Source organism: Kitasatospora sp. MBT66, assembly GCF_000710405.2.
Lineage (GTDB): Bacteria > Actinomycetota > Actinomycetes > Streptomycetales > Streptomycetaceae > Kitasatospora > Kitasatospora purpeofusca.
On sequence record NZ_JAIY01000003.1, the window covers coordinates 580,042 to 604,271 of the forward strand.

Here is a 24,230-nt window from a genome sequence, read left to right on the forward strand (position 1 = left end):
ACAGCTCGCCCTGGAACTGCCCAGCGCCAGCAGCCCCGGCCGCGCGGTGAAGATCGGCCCCGGGCTCCGCCCCCGGATCAAGCCCAGCACCACCCGCAGCGCAGGGGCAGGGTGGCAGCGCTGGACCGAGCCCGACGGCCGAGTCCGCTACGGCGTCGCCGCCGACACCGACCCCAGCGTCCTCGGTCTGCTCCGCCCGGCCGTCCGCGCGACCCGCGCCCGGTTCCGCGTCGTCGTCCCCGCCGACGGAGGGGAGCCGTTCGCCATCGCCACCGCCCCCGGCTTCCCGTGGATGCGCGACAAGGCCACCGAGATGGTTCCCGCCCTCCTTCAGGACTGCCTGCCCGGCCTGGTCGTCAGCAGCACCGAACTGGCGGCCTGACCAACCCCGGTGCGGCCCGGACACCCCTCCGGACCGCGCCGAGGCCGGTCAGACACCAGGCCCCACCCCCTCCCGAGCAACCGCAGGAGACAGCCATGCCCACCATCACCACCGTCACCCTCCCCGGTGCACTCGTCGCCGCTCTCGAAGACCGCGACGCCTTCCAGTCCGGCTGCTCCGGAAGTCTGGAAGACGCCGTTGCCGCAGCGCTGTACGCCAACTCCACCCACATCAAGCGAGGCAAGGGCGTGAGCGTCACCACCACCATGACCGCCGAACAGGTCGGCGTGCTGGCGGACTACCTGCACAGCCTGCTCGGCCTGGTCGACGCCGCCCTCGTCCCCGCGTCCGAATTCGGCGTCAGCCGGGCACGCCTCGCCGCCATCGTCGGTGAAGTCGGCGACGCGCAGAACGCCGCCGAAGCCGAAGACGCCCGCCAGGCCGAGCCGCAGCCGACCACCCCCGAGAAGGCCGAGCAGCCGCCGCTGGCATCAGGCCCCACCCCCACCGCAGTGGTCCCGGCCGGGCCGGGCAGGTACATCGTCCCCGTCGACCTGATCACCGTGCACGTCGTCCCCGTCATCGCCTCCAGCCCCGAAGCCGCCCAGCGCGAAGCCGAGCGCATCGTCACCGCCGACTGGCAGACCTGGTACGACCACGCCGAACCCGTCTGCGTCGGCGACGCCCTCACCCCCGAACAGTGGGACGCCGAACAGCGGGAGGCACCCCGGCTCGGCCTCGTCCCGATGGGCACCCCCGGCCGCCGGCCGAAGGAGAAGTTTCAGGCGCCCCGCACCGACCACCACGCCGACGACAGCGAGTGCCCGCCCACGCACAAGCACACCAGCAGCGGCAAGCCGCTGTACGCCACCTGCCCCGGCCGGACCTACTCCACCGCCACCTGCACGTGCGGCTGGACCACCCGCAGCGCGGCGAAGACGTACGTGGACGAGACCCGTCGGCGGCACCTCGCCACCGAGCACGGCTGACCGCTCGCTGGCACCAGGCCCCACCCCCTCCGGAGAACCCCGTGCACGTCATCCCCGAGCCGTTGAAGGTCATGGACCTGCCCCGCTCTCACACCTTCGGCTACGCCGCCCCCGGCACCGTGCCGCACGTCGCCCTGGTGGACGACCCCGAGCGCCGCGCGCTCTGCGACCCGGACACCCCGCTCACCCCGGACTGGGCACTCAACGGTGACCCGCTCTGCCCGGCCTGCGCGCCCCTCGTCCAGCCGTGACCACAGACCCCGCCCCCACCACCCCGGAGACACCCGTGACCATCTCCACCGCCACCCGCTACGCCCTCACCTACCCGAAGACCAACGACCGGCCCCCGATGGCCGTCCGCTTCACCGCCGCCCCCGACGACAAGGGCACGTGGACCGTCGAGCGGGAGGCGTTCGGCGCGGCCGGCCGGATACTCAGCGGCGACCAGCCCCGCCGGTACTACGGCGACGAGGCACAGGCCCGAGCCGAAGCGGCCTTCCGCGGCCTCCTCGTCCGCGAAGTCCTCCACGTCGGCCGACTGCTCGACCTGGAGCTGGAACCCCGCGACATCCGGTTCCGCGACGGCCACCCCACCCTCGACGGCATGGACGCGGGCGAGTGGCTGGACGCCATGGGCACCGACTGACCGACGCCCCGCTGGCACCAGGCCCCACCCCCCTCCCAACTCCCCTTCCCAGCCCAGGAGACACCCGTGCCCCGCCCCGCCGTCCACACCACCGCGCAGCCCCCAGTCCGAGCCACCACCGTGAACGCGGCCGTGGTCGAAGAAGCCGCGCACCGGCCGCAGCTCCAGCAGGCCGAGGAGGGCCGTCCGCAGGCCGGGCGCTGGTGGGTCTCCTGCGACTGCCCGGACGAGGTGGGCGGCATCGTCACGGGTGGCCAGGGCGAGACCTGGTGCGACACCGAGGCCGAGGCGCGGGCGCTGCACGCCTGGCACGCGGCCGGGGAGTACGGCACGTTCGCCGACTGGTTGGCGCTGCCGGACGCGGCCGACGTGGAGGCCCAGCACAAGGCCGGGGTGGAGAAGTGGAAGCTGCCCGTCGACGCGCGGGGCCGGGCGATCCGGCCGGGCATGTGGGTGGTGCAGGACTTCTACGAGCAGACCGGGGCCCGACCCGTCACGCGGGTGCACCGCAACGGGTCGTGGTGGGCCACCACCGCGCCAGACGCCTACGGGGACGCCCTGATGGACTCCTGCGACCGGCTGCTGATCGTGGACCCCGCCGACGTGGCGAAGCTGGTCCGCGTGAAGGTCGAAGCGCACGGCCACACCGGACAGGTCATCGAAGCCATCGCAGGCGGCAAGCGCGGCCAGTTCCGGGTCACCTGCACCACGTGCCACGACGGGTACAACTTCGAGCTGACCGAGCCCGGCCGCTCCCGCGCCATCGCCTGGCGACAGTCCGAAGCGGAAGCACGGGCCCTGTTCGAAGCGCACGCCGCGCCAGCGCCCAGCGCGGCCCCCCGGCCGGCCACCGCACCGCAGGAGACACCAGTGCCCGCCCCCGCCCTGGCCCCCTGGATACCCGGAGGCGGAACCGCCCTGGACTGGGGCCTGCGCATCGCGTGCCCCGTCGGCGTCGGCCCCGGTGGCTACCGGGGCGACGGGGGGAAGGTGTGGTGCCTGGACTGCGGCGACGGCCGCACCGGGCGCCCGGCCCAGGTCGGCGACGACCACCTTCACCGCGACGACGCCCACCACGCCGCCCGCCTCCATGCCGACGACCACGAAGCCACGATCCGCCGCTACGTCACCGCCGAGAACACCCGGGAGGTCCGGGAGAAGTCCGGGTGGACCACCCGCGTCTACGCCCTTGTTTCGGCGGCCTGCGGCGACGACTACAGCGGGGTGTGGTGGGACGGCTCCGGCTACCGCCTCGTGCCCACGGGGGCCCGGCTCGACGCGAAGGGCCGACGGGTGCGCCGCCGCGTGGTCGAGCTGGTCGTCAAGGCCGGGTTCCTCCAGCAGGAGGAGAACGGGGACGTGGTGGCCACCCCCGACGGCCGGGCGATGCTCACCGTCTGGCAGCACCACCGCGCCGACCTCGCCGAACCCTGGCCAGTCCGCCACGAGCCCGAGGCCCTGCCTGTGCTCCCCGGCGGCCAGGAGGATCAGCGGCGACGTGAGGTCGCCCGTCGGCGACAGGTAGAGATGGAGCGCCAGGCCGCCGAGACCCGAGCCGAGCTGGTGCGGCTCCGCGAGCGGGCCGAGCGCGAGTACCAGGCTGAGTGCGCCGCCGAACGCCAGCGCCGCGAAGACGAGCGGGCCGAGCGCGAACGCGCCGAACGGACCCGCACCGGAGCGGACATCGACGTGACGTGGTCCGCGGTGGGTGCCGGCCGCTGGACCGTCACCGGGGCCGGCCACTCCCGCCGCCTCGACGTCACCCTCAACACCACCGACTTCGCCCACGACTCCTACGAGATCCGGGAGAACGGCTACTTCGTCTCCCGCCGCCGGTACGAGCACCACGCCGACGCCGCCGTGCGGCAGCTCCTCGCCGACGGAGTCGAGATCGGCCCACTGGCACCAGGCCCCACCCCCACCCCGCCGCACACCACCCCCGCTACCCGCCCGTGCTCCGCCGGCCCCGCCGGCCGCTGGCACCAGGCCCCACCACGCCCCACCCGAACGGAAGGACACACCCCTGAGCATCCACCCCGACAACGTGCTGCCCGACGGCCGATGGAACGACCGGCTCTTCGACCTCGAATACGAGGGCAGGAAAGGCCGCTACCGGGTCGTGCGCGGCCTAGGCGAACAGATCGGCACCGTGGAGAAGCACGGAGGCGTCTGGATGGCCAAGGACACCACCGGAGCCTGGATCGGAGCCGCCGCCGGCCGACTCGGCTACCTCACCCGCCAGGTCGCGGCCATCGAGCTGTCGACCATGGTCCCGCTCCCGCCGCCCGAGGACGAAGAGCAGTACCGGGTGGCACCAGGCCTCGGTGTTTCACCGTGATCTGCAAAGACGGTGACTGTCCGTCGCGCAAGAGAAAAGGTGCCCCGTGACCTGCGAGGATCCGGCTTGCGAAGGCTTGGATCTTGAACAGGTGGGGGCACCTTTCCCGTGCACGATAGCGAGTGGAGCCGTGGTCTGGCCATGTCGGCGGACGGGAAGGGACAGGTCGGGCATGTCGGCGGGGTGCACCTGCGACTACTGGCGGAGCGCACCGGCCTGACCGGTGCGCTGTCGGCGGCACTGGCCCGGCGCGGCTTTCATCCGCTGCACGACCGGGGCCAGGTGATGGTCGATCTCGCGGTCGCGATCACGCTCGGGGCGACGTGTATCCGAGACGTCCGGCTGCTGGAGCACCAACGCGCCGTGTTCGGGCCGGTGGCCTCGTTCCCCACCGTGTGGCGGACGCTGAGCGAAGTGGACGAACTCGCCCTGCGGCGCATCGACCGGACCCGGGCCACGGTGCGGCGCCATGTGTACGCCCTGCTGAGGGACCGGCCCGAGGGCTTTCCCGAGGTGGAGGTCGACGGCGCCGTGCTGTCCGGCTGGACCGTGATCGACAGCGACGGCACACTGATCAGCGCCCCGTCCGAGAAGGAAGGAGCCTGCGGTACATACAAGGGCACCTTCGGGCATCACGTGTTCGTCGCCACGTGCGACAACACCGGCGAACAGCTCGCCACCCGGCTGTATCCGGGCAACGTCACCGCCAACGATGCGAGCGTGAACATCGACATTCTCACCAGGGCTGTTGCCCAACTGCCCTGGTGGAGACGGCAGAAGATCCTGTTCCGGGTGGACGGGGCCGGGTTCTCCCACGAACTGCTCACCTGGATTTCGAGCGCCGGCGGACGGGCCAGTGCGACCTTCCGCTGGGAGTACTCCATCGGCTGGTCCTTCACCGAGCGAGAGCAGGCGGCCATCGAGACCGTGGACCGGCTGGGCCTGTGGCAGCCTGCCACCGGGGAAGGCGGCCAGGCGCGAGAGGACGCGTTCGTCGCCGACATCACCGGCCTACTCGGCGACCTGACGGGCTGGCCCCAGAGGCATCGGGTGATCGCCCGCAAGGAGCCGCTGCACCCCCGCTACCTCAAGGACGCCTCCGCCTACGAGACCACCAAGCAGGCGCGCTACCAGACCTTCGCCACCAACAGCCGCCGCAGGCAGATCGCCCACCTGGACGCCCGGCATCGCAAGCACGCCCGCGTCGAGCCGAAGATCCGCGACCAGAAGGCCTCCGGCATGGGCTTGTTGCCCTCCCGCGAGATGAACGTGAACGCCGCCTGGTTGACCGCCACCGCCATCGCCGCGGACCTCCGCGCCTGGCTTCAACTCCTCGCACTGGACGGCGAGAACGCCAAGGCCACACCCAAGACCCTGCGCTACCGCATCCTCCACGTCCCCGCTCGACTGGTACGCGGCCAGCGCAAACGGCACCTCAAGCTCCCCGCCACCTGGCCCTGGGCAGCGGCGATCCTGCGGGCCTTCACCCGCATCCTCGCCCTGCCTCACCCCACCTGACCAGCAAGCCCGGCCCAGCCGAGACCCGAGAGGAGCAACCCGCAGTCCCCGGGCCCGTGGAACCCGGCGTTGCCCGGCACGACAGCCGACGCGCACCCCTGACCGGAACCGCCATCGGACAGGGAACAACGCGACATCACGGGCACAAGATCAACCGGCAGTTGTGGTGAAACAACGAGGCAGGCCCCACCCCCGCCTGAGCGGCCTCCGTCGGCCTCCTCGCGGCCAAGGCCGGGGCCTGCCGTGTCGGAATGCTGAGTGTCGAAGCCAATCTGGGTTGAGCCCCACCAGTAGGGCCTATGTCTATATTCTTCTTAGAATGTCGTCTAAAAAGACATAACGACATAGCCACTACGCTGTACTACCCCAACGGCGACTCAGCGTGACCACAGGCCCCGCCCACCCCGACACCGGGGACGGGTGGGGCATCTGTGGCCCGGGTCGCTGGCCGGACGTCGGGTCGCGCGGGGCTGGACGCGGCGTTGCCGAGTCGAACCGCTAACCTAACGGTTCGTCAGAAGAGCAAACGCCTGACAGAACGGCCCTCGACGCTGGAAGCTGGTGCTCACGTCAACTCCCAGCGCAAGTATGCGCAAGCAGCGTGACAGGAGGGGTACCAGTGCCAGTACGGTTCATCGGGATCGACCCCAATACGGGCGGCGGTGGCTCACCGTCGGTGTTCTTGGACGAGGAGCAGCGGGAACTGCTGATCCAGGGGTGGGACCTGCCCCCGGAGAAGCTGGCTCTGCTGGGCAGTACAGAGTGGGTGGCTGGCCATGCCGTGGGTATTCCTCCCGGCGAGAACGTGGTCCGCATCCCGCTGAGGATGATTTCGATCTTGAGGAAGGCTTGTGATGACGCAGAGCGCGCCGGACTTTGCTGAGCTGCTGAGGGGCGCCAAGCGTTCCGCCGTGCACCTGGAGATGCGCGACAGCTACTCGGTAGGGGACGAAGCTGAGGCGTTCGAGCACTTCAAGAAGACTGGTGAGGTCGACAACGACCCGGCTGCCTCGTTCTGGCCGACCTGGGTACCTCTGGTGGAGGGCGCCATCTCTCGGGGAGTCGTCATGCGCCGGGCGCGGATCGTGTCCGAGCCCGTCACTGACTACATCCGGTATGAGCACGCGATCACGCCGGTCAACATCGCTGCGGGCGAGCAGGTCAGGTGGCTTCCGCGCAGCCGGGCCTCGGCGATCGCGCTTCCGGGTAATGACTTCTGGCTGATTGACGAGAGGTTGGTGCTCTTCCACTGGTTCACCGGCGACGGTGACTGGGCGGGGCACGCGTTCTCGGGGGACGAGGCTGCGGTAAAGCTCTGCACCTCGGCGTTTGAAGCCGTGTGGGCGGCCGGCATCCCGCATGAGAAGTTCACGGTCTGATCCTGCTGCAAATCGGACCACCCGCTCATGCCTTCGTCGCCTTCTTCGAGCGCACAAGCCGCCCGTGCGGCGCTTGCCGCGCGCTTGTCTCATCTCCTTAAGGACGCCGGGATCACCGGGCGAGAGTTGTCCGCTCGGTGCGGGTGGCACGCCGCCAAGACGTCCCGCATTCTGAGCGCCAAGGCCACCCCGTCCGATCTGGACATCCGGGCCTGGTGCTCAGCGTGCGGGGCGGGCGACCAAGTAGATGACCTGATCGCCACCGCCCGTGCCGTCGAGTCGATGTACCTGGAGTGGCGCAGGCTTCATCGGACCGGTATGCGTAAGGTCCAAGAGGACTTCTACGTGCTCCACGGGGAGACGGCGGTGTGCCGTGTCTATGTCTCCAACGTGGTCCCTGGCTTCTTTCAGACTCCGGCCTACGCCACAGCCCTGATGCGGGCCATCACCGCCTTCCAGGGCACGCCTGACGACGTCACCGAGGCTGTCGGCGCACGGGTTGCCCGCAGCAGGTTCTTGTACGAGGGAAACCATCGCTTCGTGGTGCTGATGGAGGAGTGGGTCCTCCGTTCCGGAGTCGGGGACCAAGTCGCCATGGATGGCCAGCTCGCCCACCTCCTCGAAGTCATGGGCCTGCCATCTGTTTCGCTGGGGATCATCCCGATGGGTGCTGCTCGGACGATCTGGCCGCTTGAGGCGTTCTACCTCTACGACGATCGCCAGGCCCTGGTGGAAACACTCACCGCAGAGGTCAACATCACGCAGCCGCGCGAGCTGATGGACTACGCGCGCGCGTTCGCTGGTTTGACCTCTAGCGCCGTCTACGGGGACACCGCCCGTGAACTGATCATCAGCGCGCGCAGCGCCCTCGGGTGAATCCGCGCAACTATTCGCAACTTCCTGGCACCGTCTGTAGTCGGTTCCCTACGGTCTATCACGTACCCCCACCGCCTCGGCGAAGGAGGAGAGACCGATGGCGACACCCAAGACCAAGCGCGTGTACCGCGAGGCCGTAACCGGCCCTTCGAAGCGCGAACTCAGCAAGGCTCCGGTGGACTGGAGTCCACTGGCCGACTATCGGGCCGCCAACCTGGCAGGCCGCGCCCCGTCGGTGGGCAGTCTGCTCCAGCTCGACGCCGTGCGCTCCACCTGCCCCTGCCCGGACTGCACGGCCCGCAGATCGGCCGCGTGACCTCCAAGATGGCCCCGCGCCCGCGCATGGAACCGCCCCCGCTCTGCCCGGCCTGCTTCCTCCAGACGGCGTACGACTCCCCGTCACCCGCTGACGACACCTGGAGCTGCGACGTCTGCGGGCGCTACGGCTTCCTGCTGACCGCCGAGTACATCAGGACCCACCCCGGCACGGACGCGGTGGTCGTCGCGGGAGTCGACCGCGACCCGGCCCGCCGCGCGGCCTGACCGAACAACCAGCGCAACCACTCCGCACACCCTGACCTGATGGAGAGGCGCAACTGTGACCAAGGTGATTGAGGGCGACCCGGTTCGCCACCGCACGGACGGTTGGACGGGCACCGTCGCCGAGACCCCGAGCGGCCTCGCCAACCACGCCTGGGTGAACCGGGACAGCTCCGGTGACACGTACCCGGAGATGGTCCTCCTGACCGACTTGGAGTCCGCGGAGTGAGCACCCCGCCGCCGCTGCCCGTCCGAGCGAGCATCCCGCCGCCGGTTCCCGTCCGGTTCGCAGGCGAGGGGGTGTTCGTGGACCGTCCCGACGGCTACCGGCACGGGACCTGCTGGGCCTGCCACCGCGAGACGCTGGTCTGCGCGGGCACCACACTCCAGGCCCCCGGTGAGAGCCAGGGCACCTGCCACGCGACCTGTGACGACTGCATCGACCGTGCCCGTCGGCCCCAGCGCCGTGCCGCGATGCGGGCCGCGCTCGACAAGCGCCCGGCGTAAGCCGCCGTGGACGACGGACAGGAGGAGTACCGCGTGGCCGCCGAACGGGCCGCCCGCGGACTCCCGACGCCGCTGCCGGTGGCCATCGCCCAGACGGCCGCGCTGGTCCTGCTGGCGGCAGCGGTGATCGCGCTCATCGCCTCCTGCTGGTTCTGACCAGCACCTCGCGCCCCCGGGCGCCCACGAACTCCCGGCCCGCCGCACGAAGCCTGGCGGGCCGGGCCGCACCACCCCGCACAACTGCTCACCCGCAGCGGGAGAGCAGAGCCAACCCGATGGGAGAGGCACATGAGCACCGCCACCATCAAGCACGACACCGCGCTGGACGAGCTGGGCAAGTTCTTCACGATCGCCGCCCGGCAGATCGACGCGGGCCAGACCGCGCCGCAGATGTTCTCCGCCGCGATCGACTCGGCGTGGCACACCCTCGTCGCGGACCCGGCCGCCCACGACGCCTTCGCGCTCAAGCACGCCGGCCGCAAGCTGGCCCACGTCGAGATGCAGGGCTTCGGCCCGATCTCCTGGGTGGCCGCGTACGAGGAGGCGTACGGCCCCCTGCCCGAGGTGTGGTTCACCGACGCCGACGGCACCGTGAACACCGCAGCCCTCGCCCAGTACCGCGAGACCGGCACCGTCACCGCCGAGTGGGACTGCGGCCCCGTCGGCGGTGGCGACGGTGACGACGTCGTCCCGGAGAAGTCCACCCGGTGATCACAGCACCATTCGACGGAGCGTCCCGGCCCACCGCCGGGGCGCTCCGCCTCACCGAGGCCCGCACCGAGAACCCCGCCAGCGTGGACGCCGACGGCTACCTCGCCAGCCTGCACGAGCACTGCCCGTTCCTGGCCCCCTCCACCCGCCGGGGCATGACCGCCTGGACGGTCTACGAGATCACGCCGGGCAGCCACCGCTACGCCGTGGAAGCGGAGTTGTTCTATGCCGGGGTGCAAGCCGCGGAGTGGGTCCGCCCGCTGATGGGCCGCGCCTTCGGGGTCCTCGCGTGCGAGAACATCGTGCTGCTCGGGCAGTGCGAAGGCGCGGACCACCGGGAGCTGATGGCCTGGCCGCACTGGGCGCTGAAGAACCTGTACGCCCAGGTCGGGGTCATGTTCGGCAAGTTCGCCCAAGGCGCGGTCGAGACCGGCCGACGCGGACAGAGCATCCCGCCGCCGCCGTTCTCGTTCCTCCCGGTGCGGGCGGGCGTCCGGCCGCTGGACCCGGCGTTCCTGGAGGCCACGCCCAGCCTGGCCATGGCACTGTCCGTGGCGGCGGACGGCGGCCGGAACGTCTTCGAGAAGATCCCTTGCGAGTGGAAGGCAGTACGAGAATGGGCGAGTTCCCTCCCGAGGCCAGAGCCGCGCTGAAGGCGGCGGAGGACGTCTGCGGGCCCGTAGAGCTGGAGGAGATCAGCAACCGGCGAGGTTCAGCGGTGTGGAAGGCCAGCGGCCAGCACGGCGTGGTGAGCATCAAGCTCGGCACCGGCGAAGCCACCGAGGTCACCACCCACGAAGCATCCGTGCTTGACCAACTCCCGGGATACACCGTGGAATCCGGCCGCTTCGACGGTGGCGCGTGGCTCGTGACCCCGTGGCTGGCCGGGCCCTCCACCTGGGACGTCTTCCGCCCCGTACGCAAGGACGACGGCGGACGCGACCAGGCCCTGGCCGGGGCCGTCGCCCTGTGCCGCGCCGTGGCCGACCTGCACGAGGCCGGATGGGTGCACGGAGACCTCCAGCCCCAGCACGGCATCCACACCGACGACGGCGTCCGCCTCCTCGACGTCGCCTGGACCCACAAGGTGGGCACCACACCGTGGCAGCGCTTCGACGGCACGATGATCCACCTCACCGCCCCCGAGCTGGCCGCCCGGATCATGAACGGCCCCCAACCCGTTCTCCCCACGCTCACCGCCGACGTCTACGCCCTCGCCGCGACCCTGTGGACCTGTGTCACCGGGGCCTGGCACCTGGACTACGAAACCGCCGGCCTCGGGAAGGGCACCCCGTTGGAAGACCTCCGGAGCGCCATCGCCCACCGCGCCGTACCGATGTCCAGCAGAATGCCGTGGCCGTCCCTCCAGGCCCGGCTGCGCTACGTCCTGGTGTGCGCTGCCGAAGACCGTCCGACCGCCGCCGAGTTGGCCGGCCTCGTTGCCAAGGCCGACGGATGACCGAGCTTCGGGAACTGACGTTCGCCGATGCCGACGCGGTGCGCCGGATCTACGGCCCCGAGTCGGTCAGACACCTCGGCCGGGCAGCGATGGACTCCCGTGAGGCAGTGGAGTTCGTGGCCGCAGCCGTGGCGTCGGCGGAGCGAGACCCGCGCACGCTCTACACCCTCGGACTCGCGGTGGATGGTGACCTCGTCGGGGTCGTCAAGCTCCACTTGGACCGCCCCATCGCCGCCGTGAGCTACATCCTGCGGCGCGACTCTTGGGGGCAGGGCTACGCGACGGAGGGGGTACGCAAGACCCTTGCCCTCGGTCTGGGCCATCTTCGGCTGCCGGAGATCCACGCCCGGCACCACCCCGACAACCCGGCCTCCGGCCGCGTCCTGCTCAAGGCCGGGTTCACCTTCACCGGCGTTCGCGCCAAGTTCCTCACCTACGCGATCCGGCCGCCGCTGGCGACCGCCAGCGCCACCACGCCCGTCCACCTTTGACCATCTCGCACCCCCGCCGCTCACCCCCTCGCGGCGGGACGCCCCCGCCCCGTGACTTCCCCCGAAGGCACGGGGCGGGGGCCTGTCACACCAGGAGACTCCCATGTGGGCCGCCACCGAGCCTGAGCACCAAGCCATGACCAGGAAGCTGGTCATGGCGGTGATGCCGGCCGTCGCCCTCCGGTACCGCGCCGGAACCAGCCTGGCCGTGCTCGGCACGATGTACGGCTGTGACCCGGTCTGGCTGCACGACCAGCTACTCAAGTCCGGGAAGATCACCCACCCCAACACGGTGGCCCACACCGGCCCTCGGATGCCGTGGACGCCGATCCGGCTTCCGGGACGCACCACGATGCCATGACCCGTGCCGGGACCGAGGTGGAAGGGGCTACGAGAAGGTAGTCGCCCCTTCCACCTCAGCCTGTTTCCGCAGGTCGGGAACAAGGTGCAAGGACGGTGCGTTCTTCCATGTCGTCGCCCACACAACGTCGCAAGGGAGCGCCAGCAGACGGGGCCCGTGGGCAGGATCGATCCTGCTCAGGAGCGGATTCGCGTCATCACCGAGTGCGTGAGCGCCCGTCGCGAAACTCGGATACCGATCGGGCGCCGCGCCGAACGGGATGAGAGGTCCGTCGACGTCGAGGAACAGCAGCGGCCGCTGCGCGAAGCCGGTCATGCCAGCACGATAGCGATCGCCACCAGCGGCACTCGCCACGCGACACCGAATGGGCCCAGGCACCTGCCGGTGACCGGGAACCCCGCAGTGTGGGGAGGTACCAGTACGAGCACGCCCCCGCGCCACAGGTGCGTGCATACGGGTCCAGCACCCGCTCGGCCTCGGCCTTGGAGCCGGGGTCGGTGATGAGGATCCAGGAGCGGTGCTGCCAGGGCTTGAGCGCGTCCTCGGCCGGTCGGCGACGCCGGGTGGATCTCGGCGAATCGGCCCCGCCACTTGCGCGCCGTGTCCGGATGCAGCCCCGTCTCCCGGGCGATGTGCGCGTTGGAGTGTTGGATCGACCGCGCGCCGCATGCAGCACGACCTGGTCGCGTACCCGCAGTCGGTGCTCGGTCCTGTGGCCGTGGGCGGCCTTCTTCGACCGCGCGCGTTCGGCGGCGGTCAGGGCTGTCGGGCAGGCGGACATCGCGGGCCGGCCGATCAGCAGAAGTGGACGATCGGGCAGCCCCGAGGGAGCCGCTCTCTCGGGGCTGCCCGACCTCGGCGGTCACTCGCGAGGGTGGCAGCTCTGGCAGCCGGACCTGAGCCGAAAAGGAGTCGCGTTCTCGGCGATGCGCCGTTAGCGTGCGCCGCGTGGACGTTGAAGATCCCAAAGAGGTGGTCCGGCGAGGGTACGACCTGCTCTCGGAGCACTATGAGCGGGCATTCGGCAGCGAGACGAAGTACGGATCGTGGATCGAGGAGTTGCTCGGCCGGCTGCCGGGGGCAGGCACCGTCCTGGACGTCGGGTGTGGCACCGGTGTCCCCGCGGTCCGGTCCTTGATCACGGCTGGTCACCGCGTGACGGGCGTCGACATCAGTGAGGTCCAGATCCGCAGGGCGCGGGAACTCGTGCCGGGCGCCGACTTCGTCCGGGCTGACGCCACGACCTTGGAGTTCCCCGAAGAGAGCTTCGACGCCGTGGTCTGCCTGTACGCCCTGATTCATATTCCGGTGGAGGAACAGCCCGCCCTGCTGAGCCGGATCGCTTCCTGGCTGCGGCCCGGGGGCTGGTTCCTGGCCACCGCCGGGCATCGAGCCTGGACCGGGACCGATGAGAATTGGCTCGGTGGCGGGGCGGCGATGTGGTGGAGTCACGCGGATGCCGCGACGAGCCGCTCATGGCTCGTGCGGGCCGGCCTCGACGTGGTCCACGAGGAGTTCGTGCCCGAGGGCGACAGCGGCCATGTCCTGTTCTGGGCTCGGCGCTCTTCGGGGTGACAGTGGCGGGAAGGAGCGGGGGCGTCGGGGCAGCCCCGATCGTGCGGGGTTCCGGATCGGCGCGGAGGGCCTGGCACCTTGCTCGCCGACTGGAGCCAATCTCTGATCCAGGACCCAGAGATGATCTGACCTTGCCTCACCCCCGAGGCCGGAACGCCGACAGCGGACCGCCGGAGACGGTGGGCCGCTGTGAACGGTCATGCTCCGTAGCAGCCGGGGTCGGTCCGCGCCGGCCGGGACCGCGTGGGGCCTCCGCCCGGGTGGTCGTGGGGATCGGCCGGCCGGAGGCGTTCGCCCGTCAGGCGGCCAGGCCCAGGCCGAGGGTGACGGCGACGGGGGCGAGGTAGAGGAGGGGGAAGGGCACGGTCTTGTAGGAGCGGGCCCGCAGGCAGGTGATGACGGCGCCGAGGAAGTAGAGGATCAGGCCGGTCGCCGCCGCGACGCCGAGGGCCGGGACCACGAGACCCACGAGCAGGCCGGCCGCACCGGCGAGCTTCGCCAGTGCCAGCGGGCCCCACCACGAGCGCGGCACGCCGTACTCGACCAGCGGCTGGGTGACGAACTCCGCCCGGCGGGCGAGCGAGACGCCGGAGAAGCCGACCCACAGGGCGCTGACAACGGCGAGGACGACGTGGGCGACGGACATGGCGAGAACCCCGGTTTCGTGTGGAGGAGGAGCGGTGGAACCGCTGCGCTTGCTCGAACACTCCACTGACCCGCCGGCCGCACCGGATGTGACAGCAGTACCGGAAACTTTTCGCCGGCCCGCAGCCGCGTGTCGGCCCGCCGGTCCGAGAGGCCCCCGGGCGCCCGGTCACCGGTGTGCGGTCGTCACGGTGACCGGGCTCTGAGCGCGGTGGGCGGGTCCGGACGGCGGAGAGGGGGGATATCCGCCGGCCGGACCTCACTCTCGCCCACCGCACCCTCTTCTCACCCCGATCCACCATCGCAAACCACCCCGGACAGTGTCGGTCGCCGCCCGGACCGGACTCGCGGGGTCAGCGGCCCGCCGGGGTGGCGGGGTGCCCACCGGTGCCCGCGGTGTTCCACGCGGCCTCGATCATCCGGAAGATCTCCTCGAGCGCCAAGTCCGGGTCGGCCGCCTCCCGGGCCAGCGTGAAGGCGTCGATCGCGAATCGTGCGATCGTCCGACACGCCGTGGTGCTCTGCCCCGACCCGGCGTCCGCGATGACGCCGTCCGCCGCGACATCGTCCGCCGTGACCGCGACGTCCGCGGCGATGGCCGTGGCCAGGGATTCGGCGTGGCGCAGCCTCATCGCCTCCTCGTACTGCCGCAGGGCGGGCGAGGTGTCGATCATGTGCCAGAGCGGTGCGGCGCCGTCGGCGGTGCAGTGGTGCACCAGGGCCCGGATCTCGCGGTGCAGCGCGGGGACGAGCGGCTCGTGCGGGGCCCGGGCGGTGACGGCGTGGACGAGGCGCTGCTCGAAGTCCTGGTCCTGTTCGAAGACCAGGGCCTCCTTCGAGGCGAAGTGGGCGAAGACGGTGGTGACGGCGACGTCGGCCTCGGCGGCCACGTCGCGGATCCCCACGGCGTCGTAGCCGCGTTCGAGGAACAGCCGAAGGGCGGTGTCGGCGATCTTCTGGCGGGTGGCGGCCTTCTTGCGTTCGCGGCGCCCGGCCGGCTCGGTCCTCTCGGTCATCCGGCCACGCTACCAGGACCAAAATCCTCACAACTACAAAACACTAACGGTTAGTGTTATGGTCGTCCGTATGAAGAAGGTGATCTTCGCCGAGTTCGGCGATCCCGACGTCCTGCACCTCCTCGACACCGACGAGCCCCGCCCGGGGCCCGGTCAAATCCGCATAGCCGTCCGCGCGGCGGGCGTGAACCCCGTCGACTGGCGGATCCGCGAAGGCCAGGTCCTCGGCGCCCACCCCACCCGACTGCCCTCCGGACTGGGCCTGGACGCCGCCGGGGTCGTCGACGGGATCGGCGAGGGCGTCCGCGGCACGCGGGTCGGGGACCATGTGTTCGGCGAAGGCGTCGACACCTACGCCGAGTTCGCCGTACTGACGGCCTGGACGGCGATGCCCGAGGGCCTCACCTTCGAGGAGGCCGCCGGCTACCCCTCGGTGGTCGAGACCGCGCTGCGGATCCTGGGCGAGGTGGGCGTCCGCCCGGGACAGACCCTGCTGGTCAGCGGCGCGGCCGGCGGCGTCGGCTCGGCCGTCCTGCAGATCGCCCGCGACCGCGGCGTCCGCGTGGTCGGCACTGCCGGCGCCCGCAACCAGGACTACCTGCGGAGCCTGGGGGCCCTCGCCACCACCTACGGCGAGGGCTGGCCCGACCGGGTGCGCGGGCTCGGCCGCGTCGACGCCGCCCTCGACCTGGCCGGCTCGGGCGTGATCCCCGAACTCGTCGAACTCACCGGCGACGCACGGAAGGTGGTCTCCATCGCCGATCTCGGCGCACCCGATCACGGCGTCCGGTTCTCCGGCACGGCCGGGAGCGTGCCGGAGGCACTCGCCACGGCCGCGGACCTCATCTCACGAGGAAGGCTCCACATCCCCGTCGAGAAGGCGTACCCGCTCGCCGAGGCCGCGGCGGCCCACATCGACAGCCGGGCCGGCCACACCCGCGGGCGCCGGGTCCTCGTCGTCCGGTGAACCCGTCGGCGCGTCAACCGCGCCTCGGCACACGCTCACCCGAATGTACGACCATTTTCAAGGTCGGACGGAAACAGTAATTCCGGGCGATGCGTTCGGTCCGACGCCCGTCACAGGATTTCGATGGACTTCACCTGCGGCGGGTGGTTCGGGAACGTGATGTCGGTCCACCGGTTGATCCTCACCGAGTCGCCGTTGGCGTCGTAGTAGATGAGGTCGTTGTTCCCGGTGGAGATCCGGTCGACCCACCAGTTGCCGAAGTCGGTCCGACCGGCGTTCGCGTAGCAGTCCACGCTCTGGCTTCCGCCGCTGTGGGACCAGATCTTCAGGTAGTCCTCGCCTCCCCGGCACTCGATGTGGTTGATGGCGAACGCGTTGTTCGGCACGGCCACGGTGAACGCGGCGGCGGCGGCGAACGTGGCGGCGGCGACGCTCATGAGCTTCTTCGTCCTCGAGATCACGAATTCTCCTCACGCGAATCGAATACCCGGTCGAAATGCGCGAAACAATCACTGGTGATTGCATCGTGCTCGATCAGCATCCCGTCAGCAGTGGCTGCGGTCAATTGATTCTTCGGCGAACCGGCTCCGTGTCGGCCGGGTTTCCCCGAAGCCTCTCGTGCCGGACGGGACAGAAGCGGCTGGTGGGACCGGAGCGCAGGCCCGCGGGAGGAGGGGCGACGGCGCTCGCGTCGGCACCGGCCGCCCTCGCCACCACCGCCCCGACCTGCGGATACGTGCGTGCCGTCGGCCGGACCGCCGACGGACGGCACGCACCGGCTCGCCCCCATGTCGGCGGATGAGTGGAACCCGCCGCGCCGCGCCCGCTCAACAGGCGCACCGCAGGCGCGCGGACTACTCTTCACCACCCCTGCGGCACGCTCACGCTCCTCGGCGCCGAAACGCCGACAGCGGCCCGCCGGGGAGGGCGGGCCGCTGCGAGCGGTGGTGCGGGTGGTGCGGGGGTGCTACTTGCAGCTGTGCAACTTGCGGCGGTGCTACTTGCGGCTGTGCTACTTGAGGCCGGTGTGGATCGCGTTCACCAGCTCGCCGTTGGCAGTGTCACCGCTGAACTCCCAGAAGAAGGCGCCGCGCAGGTTCTGCCCCTTGGCCCACGCCATCTTGGCCGTGATGGTGGCCGGGGTGTCGTAGCTCCACCAGTTGGTCCCGCAGTGCGCGTAGGCGGTGCCGGCGACCGTGCCGGTGGCGGGGCAGGTGTTCTTGAGGACCTTGTAGTCCTCGATGCCGGTCTCGTAGGTGCCGGCCGCCGCACCGGTGGCGGTGCCGCCCGGGGCGGACTGGGTCACGCCGGCCCAGCCGCGGCCGTAGAAGCCGATGCCCAGCAGCAGCTTGGAGGCGGGCACGCCGATCGACCGGTACTTGGCGATGGCCTCGGCCGAGGTGAAGCCGGCCTTCGGGATGCCGTCGTAGGCGGTGAGCGGGGAGTGCGGCGCGGTCGGGCCCTTGGCCGCCCAGGCGCCGAAGAAGTCGTACGTCATGACGTTGAACCAGTCGAGGTACGGCGCACCGGCCGCGTAGTCGGCCTTGTCGATGTTGCCGCCCTGGGAGGCGTCGGCGGAGACCGCGACCGTGACCAGGTCGTTGCCGAACTCGGTGCGCATGGCCTGGGCCATCTTCTTGAACGAGTCGGCGCCGCTGGTGTCGCAGGTCAGGCCGCAGGCGTTCGGGTACTCCCAGTCGAGGTCGATGCCGTCGAAGACGTCGGCCCAGCGCGGGTCCTCGACCAGGTCGTGGCAGGACTTGGCGAACGCGGCCGGGTTCTGCACCGCCTGGCCGAAGCCGCCGGACCAGGTCCAGCCGCCGAAGGACCAGATCACCTTGATGTGCGGGTAGAGGCGCTTGAGTTCGCGCAGCTGGTTGAAGCTGCCGCGCAGCGGCTGGTCCCAGGTGTCCGCGACGCCGTCGACGGACTGGTCCGCGGTGTAGGCGCGCTCGTAGTCGGCGTAGGCGTCGCCGATGGTGCACTTGCCGTTCTGGACGTTGCCGAAGGCGTAGTTGATGTGGGTGATCTTCGCGGCGGAGCCGGAGGTCACCAGGTTCTTCACGTGGTAGTTGCGGCCGTAGACGCCCCAGTTGGTGAAGTACCCGAGCTTGACCTGGTCGCCGGTGACGATGTCGCCGCCGGTGGTGCGCACGGTGCCGGGCGCGCTGGCGGGGCCGGTCAGGTCGGCGGTGTCGCGGGCGACGACGGTGTAGGAGTAGCTCGTGCCCGCGGTGAGGTTGCTGTCGCTGTAGCTGAGGCCGGTCACCGTGGCGACCTTGGTGCCGTTGCGCAGGACGTCGTAGTTCTTGATGCCGGTGTCGTCGGTGGCGGCGGTCCAGGACACCTTCAGCGAGGTGTCGGTGATGTCGGAGCCGACCGGGGTGCCGGGCGCAGAGGGCGCCTTGTTGCCGGGCAGGTCGGTGCCGTCGCAGGAGGCGCCGTTGAGCTTGCAGCCGGTGGGCGCGCCGGGGCCGGCGCCGTTGAAACCGAAGGTCACGGAGGCACCGGGGGCGAGGGTGCCGTTCCAGCCCTTGTCCTTGGCGGTCCAGTGGTTGCCGGTGCTGGTGACCGTGGCGTCCCAGGCGGAGCCGACGCTGGTGCCGGCGGGGAAGTCCCACTCGATCGTCCAGGACGTGAGCGTGGTGGTACCGGTGTTCTTCACCGTCCACTTGCCGTCGAACCCGGAGCCCCAGTCGGAGCCCTTGGCGAAGGTGGCGGTGGCCCCGGCGGCGGCCTGGGCGGGGGTGGACAGGCCGACGACGGCGACCAGGGGCAGGGTGAGCGCGGTCAGGCCGGCTGCGGCGGCTCTCAACCTCTTTGTGGGCAGGGCGAAGCGAGTCAGCAAGAGGGGGCTCCTCGACGTGGGGGCGGACAGGGGTGGGGAGTCCGTGACCGCACACTGCGCGACGTCCGCCGCAGGGTGCTTCGGTGAGACTAGAAAGGTCCAGACCAACCAGTCAAGAGGTTCAGACCACTTTTCCTTTACCTCCCCTTTGCCGAAATGGGGCATGCCGGACCGGGAGCCCGACGACCTGCCCCGATCCGACGGACCGTCAGATCTGTTGTCCACAGCGACATTCCGGACACGGTCGAGGCGCCGGAAGGCGGGCACGGTGAGTCCCGAGCACGGCAGGAACGGCAGGAACGGCCCACTCGGTCACCCTCCCGGGTGACGCTCCGCCGGTTTCGACCCCGGTCCCCCGACCCGGCCCGCACAGTGGAAGTCCCGACCGCACCCGAACGGCGCAGTCGGGGCCGATGCCCGGTCGGCCGAGGCCGGGCCACCGCGAGAGAGGGAACACCATGGCCCACGAGGCTCACCGGCGCGCCGAGCTGGTCTTCACCCTGTTCGACGCCAACGGCAACGGGGTGCTCGAAGGCGAGGACTTCGACCTGATGACCGAGCGCATCCTGGCCGTGGCCGACGGCTCCGCCGAAGCCGACCGCCACGCCCTGGCCGACAGCCTGCGCCGCTACTGGGAGGTGCTGCTCGGAGCGTTGGACGCCAACGGCGACGGGGTGATCAGCCCCGAGGAGTTCCGCGGCTTCGTCCTGAACCCCGAGCGCTTCGGCGCAACCATCGCCGTCTTCGCGGACGCCCTGGCCACGCTCGGCGACCCCGACGGCGACGGACTGGTCGAACGGCCGCGGTTCCTCGCGCTGATGACCGCGATCGGCTTCGAGAAGCCCAACATCGCCGCGTTGTTCGACGCCTTCGGCCCCGACGCCGGCGACCGCGTCGCCGTCACCACCTGGGCCGACGGCATCCGCGACTACTACTCCCCCGAGAAGGCCGGCATCCCGGGCGACCACCTCGTCCCGGCCTCCGCCTGACCACACCCGGCTGCCCCTTCTGCCCCCGTCCCACCTCGGCAACGCCAACCCCGGAGGATCCACGCATGACCGCACCGCTCATCGCCCTCGCCGTCGACCGCGGAACCGGACCCGAACTCGCACCCGTCTTCGAACGGGCACTGGAACGGATCACCGCCCTGCACGGCACGCGAGCCGAGGTGGTGCGGTCACCGCGGCTCTACCACTCCTACGTCTCGCTGCGCCAGGAGGCCCGCGGCACCGGGCAGTTCGAGCGGCTCACGGGCGAGGACGCCGCGCACTACGAGCGGTTCTGCCGGGAACAGGCCGCCCGCGGCGTGCGGGCGGTGTTCCGCACCGCGATCAACGCCCAGTCGCTGTACCTGGTCCGTCAGCGGCTCGCCGCCGTCAAGGTCGAACCGCTCACGGCCGGTCCGGCCCGGTTACTGCTGGTCCGCGACCAGGCGCAGGGCTTCTACACCGGCGAGAACCGACACACCCCCGACACCGTGGTGCGCACCATGGAGTTCAGCCGCGCCGTCACGGTACGGATCCTCGAGTACGCCGTGCGCCGCGCCCGCGCGCTCTGGCCGCAGGGCCCCGCCCGGGTCGTGATGGCCTACAAGTACCACCTGCTGGACGGGGCGTTGGACAACTGGACCGAGGGCCTGGCCGAGCGGCTCGGCGTGGCCGTGGAACTGTTCCAGCCCGACACCGTCAACCGCAACCTGATCACCCACGGCCCCGAGGACCGCACCGTGCTGGTCGCCGGCAACGAGTGGGCGGACATCATGCACGTGGTGCTGCTCGACCGGTACGGGGCGCAGCGGCAGGAGGACCGGTGCACCGAGAACGTCCATCTGGCTCCGGAGCTACATGAACTGACGGAGTATCAGACGGTGCACGGCTCGGCCGACGACCTGGCCGGGCGGGACGTGGTCAACCCGGTCGCCACGCTCCGGGCCGCCGCCCGGATCGCCGAGCGGCACGCCCACTGCCCCGGTGCCGAGGCGGCCCTCGAAGCCGCGCTCGCCGCTGTCCGCGGTCGCGGCATCCGCACTCCCGACCTCGGCGGGCGGGCCGGGACCGCCGAGGTGGCGGACGCCGTCCTCGCCGAGCTCACCGCGGGCGCGGCCGGGGCCGGCGTGGCCGGCGCAGAAGCAGGGGTCGGCGTGGGTGCCGCAGAAGCAGGGGCGGGCGCCCGGTGACCGGCGCGCCCCGCTCCGCGCTGCTCGTCGTCGACCTGCAGAACGACTTCTGCGCCGGCCCCCTCGCCGCCACCCGCTTCCCCGGCGACCCCGAGCGGCTGGCCCGCGCCGCCGCGAACAGCGCCCGCGCCGTCGAACTGGCCCGGGCGGCGGGCCTCGACGTCCTGTTCGTCCGCTTCCTCGGCGACCCCGTCCACCAGGGGCCCGCCTGGCGCCGCAGGGACGAGTTGCTCGGCAAGCAGCCCAAGTGCCTGGAGGGCAGCTGGGGCGCCGACTTCCACGGCGTCCGGCCCGGCCCGGGTGAGGAGGTGTTCACCAAGCGCGCCGTCTTCGACGCGTTCCTGGACGAGCGCCTCGAACCGCACCTGCGCCGGCGCGGGATCGACCACCTCGTGCTGGCCGGACTGTTCGCCGACGTCTGTGTCGACTCCACCGCCCGCACCGCCTTCCAGCGCGGCTTCCACCTGACCGTCCTGCGCGACTGCACCACGGCACTGCACCTGGCCGACGCGGACGTCCTGCGATTCATGGCCCGGGTGTACGGGGCCCGCGTCACCGACCTCTCCGACGGCGCCTTCGTGCCGGCATCCGTGCCCGCCCCACCCGCTTCACCCGAGCCGGTGACGCGACAGTGACCGCCGTCGGCACCCCCGGCGTCGGCGCGGGCGTGGGCCGCACCGCCCTGCTGGTCGCCCACGCCCGCGCCCTGGAGGCCCGCCGCCCCGACCCGCTCGCCGTCGACCCGTACGCGGAGCACTTCGTTCGCGCCGCGCCCGGCTGCGCCGACTGGCCCCGCGACCCCGCACAGGTCGCCCCGGGCGACCCGGTGTGGGAGCGCCTGGCCGGCTACTTCGCGCTGCGCACCCGGGTCCTGGACACCCACCTGCTCGACGCCGCCCGGGCCGGTACCCGCCAGGTCGTCCTGCTCGGCGCCGGGCTCGACTCCCGCGCCCACCGCCTGCCCTGGCCGCCCGGCACCACCGTCTGGGAACTCGACCGCCCGGACGTCCTCGCCTTCAAACAACACGTCCTGGACAGCCTGCCCGCCGCCGCACCACGGGCCGAACGCCGTACCGTGGCCGTCGACCTCACCACCCACTGGAGCGGCGCCCTGCGCCGAAGCGGCCTCGACCCCGACCGGCCCACCGCGTGGCTCGCCGAAGGGCTCTTCCTCTACCTGCCCGCCGAGGCCGAACTGCGCGTCGCCACCACCCTCGACCTCCTCAGCGCCCCCGGCAGCACCCTCGCGTACGAGATCAAGAGCGCACCCGAGTCCGCCGCCGTCCGCACCCACCCCGTCTACACCACCGCCCGCGACCGGCTCGGAATCGACCTCCTCGCCCTCTTCTCCCCCGACCCGCGGCCCCGCACCGCCGCCCTCCTCAGCACCCTCGGCTGGGACACCACCACCCGCTCCCCCTTCGACCACCCCACCCCCCGCCTCCGCCGCACCCCGCACGACCCCTTCGACGCCAACCGCTGGATCACCTGCCGCAAGACCAGTCCCCCGCGACACCGGGACACGTCCTGGTAACGGTCGGCGCCCGGGCGGACGGCTCCCGCGAGGTCGTGGAGCGGGTGATCCACGGCCGCGACGACGCACGCGCTCACCCGATCGAGACCGTGCCGACCCGAGGACCGTTCCAGCGGGCACGGCAGCGGTGATCGGGTCGGGTCAGCTGGCTGCCGCGGTCGGAACGGTGAAGGTCTCGCGGGGCCCGAAGTCGCTGTACTCCACGGTGATGACGCTGGTGACGGTCGTGCCGTCCTTCGGCACCTTCATGGACTGCGACACGGCCAGGATGCGTCCGGCCCGGTCGATCCAGACGTCGTAGTCCTTCGCGGCGACGCCCTTCTCGGTCATGTGCCGGTGCTCATCGGGGTCGATGGCCTTGATCTGGGCTGCCGTCAGACGGGCCCCGAGGTGGAAGGCCGGGACGCCGTTCTTCTGCTCCATCCCCTTGCGAGCGGCGGGGCCGGCTTCGACAAGGGCCTTCGCGTAGAGGCCGGCGCCGTCGTCGTCCGTGGCGTCCTCGCTGCTGCCGGACGGGCTCCAGGTGCTGCCCGGCTTGGTCTTGTCGCGCATGAAGATGCCGTTGCCGGTGTTGACCGACTCCATCCAGAGCACCGGCTCGTCGCTGCCGCTGATCGTCATCTTCGCCTCGTTCCGCCCCTCGTGGCCCGGCGTGTTGATGTTGGTCCGGCCGGTCGAGGTCATCACCGTCCCCTGACCGTTCGCGGTCGCCGTCGTCTTCATCTTCAGCGTCGCGGCGTACGGCGTCCGGTCCGCGTTCGCCAGGGCCACCGCCGGGTCGAACGCACCGGAGGCGTCGACCGGCGCACCCGCAGGAGTCGGCGTCGCGGTGGGCGTAGGAGTCGCGGTCGGCGTGGGCGTCGCGGTGGGCGTCGGCGTGGGGACGCTCGGAGTGCCGCTCGCGGTCACGCTCGCGGTCGCAGTCGCGCTCTGCGCGGTCGAGCCACCGGCGGCCGCGGGGGTGGACGCGTCGCCGTCGTTGCAGGCGGCCACGGCAGACAGGGCGATCACCGTGGCAGCGGTGATCAGGGTGGTACGGCGGATCGTCACAGAGGTCTCCGGTCAGGTGAGGTGAGCAGGGAGAACACTTGCACGAACCACTGACATTCTCGAAGTCGTATTCGCGGACGGTCCTCGGCCGTGGTCTTCACCACCGACGACACACTTAAGCCCCCGAACGCGCGCGCACCGCCCGCCGACGCTCGGCCGGATGACGTCTGCCGCTGCGCGGCGCGGGCAGGCCCGTTTATTGACTGGTCGTGACGCACGGGA

The 24,230-nt window shown here is 71.2% G+C and carries 30 protein-coding genes and 1 pseudogene; 25 read left to right on the forward strand and 6 right to left on the reverse strand.

Going from position 1 to position 24,230, the window contains the following annotated elements; all coding sequences use genetic code 11:
* From BI06_RS04580 to BI06_RS04660, 19 genes are all read left to right on the forward strand, one after another.
* Window positions 1–382 (forward strand): hypothetical protein (locus tag BI06_RS04580; protein WP_158516383.1); only part of this gene is annotated, 382 nt, incomplete at its 5' end.
* A gap of 95 nt (window positions 383–477) precedes the next feature.
* Window positions 478–1,371: a hypothetical protein gene (locus BI06_RS53190; protein ID WP_233290003.1), complete on the forward strand. Its 894-nt coding sequence runs from the start codon at window positions 478–480 to the stop codon at window positions 1,369–1,371.
* Window positions 1,372–1,412: 41 nt separating this feature from the next.
* Window positions 1,413–1,622 (forward strand): hypothetical protein, encoded by a 210-nt coding sequence (locus tag BI06_RS04590; protein WP_043465263.1) that lies wholly within the window; start codon window positions 1,413–1,415, stop codon window positions 1,620–1,622.
* Complete coding sequence (locus BI06_RS04595) at window positions 1,619–2,017, forward strand: hypothetical protein (protein WP_149030262.1); 399 nt, start codon at window positions 1,619–1,621, stop codon at window positions 2,015–2,017. Before BI06_RS04590 ends, BI06_RS04595 begins: the two co-directional genes overlap by 4 nt.
* Before the next feature lie 66 nt (window positions 2,018–2,083).
* Entirely contained in the window at window positions 2,084–4,405 is a 2,322-nt protein-coding gene (locus BI06_RS04600) for a hypothetical protein (protein WP_043465267.1), read from the forward strand.
* Between the two features lie 91 nt (window positions 4,406–4,496).
* Window positions 4,497–5,873: an IS1380 family transposase gene (locus tag BI06_RS04605; RefSeq protein WP_043465270.1), complete on the forward strand. Its 1,377-nt coding sequence runs from the start codon at window positions 4,497–4,499 to the stop codon at window positions 5,871–5,873.
* Between the two features lie 619 nt (window positions 5,874–6,492).
* Window positions 6,493–6,756: a hypothetical protein gene (locus tag BI06_RS04610; RefSeq protein WP_043465273.1), complete on the forward strand. Its 264-nt coding sequence runs from the start codon at window positions 6,493–6,495 to the stop codon at window positions 6,754–6,756.
* Complete coding sequence (locus BI06_RS04615; protein WP_043465277.1) at window positions 6,728–7,252, forward strand: DUF6879 family protein; 525 nt, start codon at window positions 6,728–6,730, stop codon at window positions 7,250–7,252. The genes BI06_RS04610 and BI06_RS04615 overlap by 29 nt, the downstream gene beginning before the upstream one ends.
* Before the next feature lie 27 nt (window positions 7,253–7,279).
* On the forward strand, window positions 7,280–8,128 hold the full coding sequence (locus BI06_RS04620; protein ID WP_043465281.1) for a helix-turn-helix transcriptional regulator: 849 nt from the start codon (window positions 7,280–7,282) through the stop codon (window positions 8,126–8,128).
* A gap of 97 nt (window positions 8,129–8,225) precedes the next feature.
* Window positions 8,226–8,444, forward strand: coding sequence for a hypothetical protein (locus tag BI06_RS04625; RefSeq protein ID WP_043465284.1), 219 nt, complete (start codon window positions 8,226–8,228; stop codon window positions 8,442–8,444).
* On the forward strand, window positions 8,441–8,671 hold the full coding sequence (locus BI06_RS04630) for a hypothetical protein (protein WP_043465287.1): 231 nt from the start codon (window positions 8,441–8,443) through the stop codon (window positions 8,669–8,671). Before BI06_RS04625 ends, BI06_RS04630 begins: the two co-directional genes overlap by 4 nt.
* A 55-nt stretch (window positions 8,672–8,726) precedes the next feature.
* Window positions 8,727–8,897, forward strand: a complete 171-nt coding sequence (locus BI06_RS50325; RefSeq protein ID WP_158516384.1) for a hypothetical protein — start codon at window positions 8,727–8,729, stop codon at window positions 8,895–8,897.
* Window positions 8,898–8,974: 77 nt separating this feature from the next.
* Complete coding sequence (locus BI06_RS04635; protein WP_149030263.1) at window positions 8,975–9,175, forward strand: hypothetical protein; 201 nt, start codon at window positions 8,975–8,977, stop codon at window positions 9,173–9,175.
* 33 nt (window positions 9,176–9,208) lie between these two features.
* The gene (locus BI06_RS54645) at window positions 9,209–9,331 is read left to right on the forward strand and encodes a hypothetical protein (RefSeq protein ID WP_255360186.1); all 123 of its coding nucleotides are present in this window, start codon (window positions 9,209–9,211) and stop codon (window positions 9,329–9,331) included.
* A gap of 132 nt (window positions 9,332–9,463) precedes the next feature.
* Complete coding sequence (locus BI06_RS04640; RefSeq protein ID WP_043465293.1) at window positions 9,464–9,886, forward strand: hypothetical protein; 423 nt, start codon at window positions 9,464–9,466, stop codon at window positions 9,884–9,886.
* Window positions 9,883–10,539, forward strand: a complete 657-nt coding sequence (locus BI06_RS04645; RefSeq protein ID WP_233290004.1) for a hypothetical protein — start codon at window positions 9,883–9,885, stop codon at window positions 10,537–10,539. The genes BI06_RS04640 and BI06_RS04645 overlap by 4 nt, the downstream gene beginning before the upstream one ends.
* Window positions 10,503–11,345, forward strand: coding sequence for a hypothetical protein (locus BI06_RS04650; RefSeq protein ID WP_043465296.1), 843 nt, complete (start codon window positions 10,503–10,505; stop codon window positions 11,343–11,345). Before BI06_RS04645 ends, BI06_RS04650 begins: the two co-directional genes overlap by 37 nt.
* A complete protein-coding gene (locus BI06_RS04655) occupies window positions 11,342–11,836 on the forward strand; it encodes a GNAT family N-acetyltransferase (RefSeq protein WP_051740225.1) in 495 nt (164 codons plus the stop codon). The genes BI06_RS04650 and BI06_RS04655 overlap by 4 nt, the downstream gene beginning before the upstream one ends.
* 136 nt (window positions 11,837–11,972) lie before the next feature.
* Entirely contained in the window at window positions 11,973–12,197 is a 225-nt protein-coding gene (locus BI06_RS04660; protein WP_149030264.1) for a hypothetical protein, read from the forward strand.
* A 75-nt stretch (window positions 12,198–12,272) separates the two neighbouring features.
* On the opposite strand, the pseudogene BI06_RS47715 reads toward BI06_RS04660, so the two are convergent.
* A pseudogene (locus tag BI06_RS47715) lies at window positions 12,273–12,512 on the reverse strand (hypothetical protein); the annotation flags it as partial.
* A gap of 633 nt (window positions 12,513–13,145) precedes the next feature.
* Here BI06_RS47715 and BI06_RS04670 point away from each other — a divergent pair.
* Window positions 13,146–13,772 carry a class I SAM-dependent methyltransferase gene (locus tag BI06_RS04670; RefSeq protein ID WP_043466067.1) on the forward strand — a complete coding sequence of 209 codons (627 nt, stop codon included), beginning with the start codon at window positions 13,146–13,148 and terminating at the stop codon, window positions 13,770–13,772.
* A 298-nt stretch (window positions 13,773–14,070) separates the two neighbouring features.
* Here the strand turns inward: BI06_RS04670 and BI06_RS04675 are convergent, their stop codons facing one another.
* Window positions 14,071–14,418 carry a DoxX family protein gene (locus BI06_RS04675; RefSeq protein WP_030395347.1) on the reverse strand — a complete coding sequence of 116 codons (348 nt, stop codon included), beginning with the start codon at window positions 14,416–14,418 and terminating at the stop codon, window positions 14,071–14,073.
* Between the two features lie 352 nt (window positions 14,419–14,770).
* A complete protein-coding gene (locus tag BI06_RS04680) occupies window positions 14,771–15,433 on the reverse strand; it encodes a TetR/AcrR family transcriptional regulator (protein ID WP_043465310.1) in 663 nt (220 codons plus the stop codon).
* A 70-nt stretch (window positions 15,434–15,503) separates the two neighbouring features.
* Between BI06_RS04680 and BI06_RS04685 the strand changes: the two genes are divergently transcribed.
* Entirely contained in the window at window positions 15,504–16,400 is an 897-nt protein-coding gene (locus tag BI06_RS04685; protein WP_043466070.1) for an NADP-dependent oxidoreductase, read from the forward strand.
* A gap of 110 nt (window positions 16,401–16,510) precedes the next feature.
* Here BI06_RS04685 and BI06_RS04690 read toward each other — a convergent pair whose 3' ends face one another.
* Both BI06_RS04690 and BI06_RS04695 read right to left on the reverse strand, forming a co-directional pair.
* Window positions 16,511–16,837, reverse strand: coding sequence for a beta/gamma crystallin domain-containing protein (locus BI06_RS04690; RefSeq protein ID WP_199523246.1), 327 nt, complete (start codon window positions 16,835–16,837; stop codon window positions 16,511–16,513).
* A 575-nt stretch (window positions 16,838–17,412) separates the two neighbouring features.
* Window positions 17,413–19,248 carry a glycosyl hydrolase family 18 protein gene (locus BI06_RS04695; protein WP_043465312.1) on the reverse strand — a complete coding sequence of 612 codons (1,836 nt, stop codon included), beginning with the start codon at window positions 19,246–19,248 and terminating at the stop codon, window positions 17,413–17,415.
* Between the two features lie 458 nt (window positions 19,249–19,706).
* Here BI06_RS04695 and BI06_RS04700 point away from each other — a divergent pair, with 458 nt between their 5' ends.
* From BI06_RS04700 to BI06_RS04715, 4 genes are all read left to right on the forward strand, one after another.
* A complete protein-coding gene (locus BI06_RS04700) occupies window positions 19,707–20,237 on the forward strand; it encodes an EF-hand domain-containing protein (RefSeq protein ID WP_030395342.1) in 531 nt (176 codons plus the stop codon).
* Between the two features lie 65 nt (window positions 20,238–20,302).
* Complete coding sequence (locus BI06_RS04705; protein WP_043465315.1) at window positions 20,303–21,424, forward strand: isocitrate/isopropylmalate family dehydrogenase; 1,122 nt, start codon at window positions 20,303–20,305, stop codon at window positions 21,422–21,424.
* A complete protein-coding gene (locus BI06_RS04710; protein ID WP_082558260.1) occupies window positions 21,421–22,059 on the forward strand; it encodes a cysteine hydrolase family protein in 639 nt (212 codons plus the stop codon). Before BI06_RS04705 ends, BI06_RS04710 begins: the two co-directional genes overlap by 4 nt.
* Entirely contained in the window at window positions 22,056–22,958 is a 903-nt protein-coding gene (locus BI06_RS04715) for an SAM-dependent methyltransferase (RefSeq protein ID WP_233290005.1), read from the forward strand. The genes BI06_RS04710 and BI06_RS04715 overlap by 4 nt, the downstream gene beginning before the upstream one ends.
* 141 nt (window positions 22,959–23,099) lie before the next feature.
* Here the strand turns inward: BI06_RS04715 and BI06_RS49210 are convergent, their stop codons facing one another.
* Entirely contained in the window at window positions 23,100–24,008 is a 909-nt protein-coding gene (locus BI06_RS49210) for a hypothetical protein (protein WP_149030265.1), read from the reverse strand.
* Between the last annotated feature and the right edge of the window lie 222 nt (window positions 24,009–24,230).

What these genes read in the sequence shown, in the direction of transcription:
- BI06_RS53190 (WP_233290003.1), top strand. Translation starts at nt 478, where the DNA reads ATGCCCACCATCACCACCGTCACCCTCCCCGGTGCACTCGTCGCCGCT.
- BI06_RS04605 (WP_043465270.1), top strand. Translation starts at nt 4,497, where the DNA reads ATGTCGGCGGACGGGAAGGGACAGGTCGGGCATGTCGGCGGGGTGCAC.
- BI06_RS04615 (WP_043465277.1), top strand. Translation starts at nt 6,728, where the DNA reads ATGACGCAGAGCGCGCCGGACTTTGCTGAGCTGCTGAGGGGCGCCAAG.
- BI06_RS04620 (WP_043465281.1), top strand. Translation starts at nt 7,280, where the DNA reads ATGCCTTCGTCGCCTTCTTCGAGCGCACAAGCCGCCCGTGCGGCGCTT.
- BI06_RS04625 (WP_043465284.1), top strand. Translation starts at nt 8,226, where the DNA reads ATGGCGACACCCAAGACCAAGCGCGTGTACCGCGAGGCCGTAACCGGC.
- BI06_RS04640 (WP_043465293.1), top strand. Translation starts at nt 9,464, where the DNA reads ATGAGCACCGCCACCATCAAGCACGACACCGCGCTGGACGAGCTGGGC.
- BI06_RS04650 (WP_043465296.1), top strand. Translation starts at nt 10,503, where the DNA reads ATGGGCGAGTTCCCTCCCGAGGCCAGAGCCGCGCTGAAGGCGGCGGAG.
- BI06_RS04655 (WP_051740225.1), top strand. Translation starts at nt 11,342, where the DNA reads ATGACCGAGCTTCGGGAACTGACGTTCGCCGATGCCGACGCGGTGCGC.
- BI06_RS04660 (WP_149030264.1), top strand. Translation starts at nt 11,973, where the DNA reads ATGACCAGGAAGCTGGTCATGGCGGTGATGCCGGCCGTCGCCCTCCGG.
- BI06_RS04675 (WP_030395347.1), bottom strand. Translation starts at nt 14,418, where the DNA reads ATGTCCGTCGCCCACGTCGTCCTCGCCGTTGTCAGCGCCCTGTGGGTC.
- BI06_RS04680 (WP_043465310.1), bottom strand. Translation starts at nt 15,433, where the DNA reads ATGACCGAGAGGACCGAGCCGGCCGGGCGCCGCGAACGCAAGAAGGCC.
- BI06_RS04685 (WP_043466070.1), top strand. Translation starts at nt 15,504, where the DNA reads ATGAAGAAGGTGATCTTCGCCGAGTTCGGCGATCCCGACGTCCTGCAC.
- BI06_RS04690 (WP_199523246.1), bottom strand. Translation starts at nt 16,837, where the DNA reads ATGAGCGTCGCCGCCGCCACGTTCGCCGCCGCCGCCGCGTTCACCGTG.
- BI06_RS04700 (WP_030395342.1), top strand. Translation starts at nt 19,707, where the DNA reads ATGGCCCACGAGGCTCACCGGCGCGCCGAGCTGGTCTTCACCCTGTTC.
- BI06_RS04705 (WP_043465315.1), top strand. Translation starts at nt 20,303, where the DNA reads ATGACCGCACCGCTCATCGCCCTCGCCGTCGACCGCGGAACCGGACCC.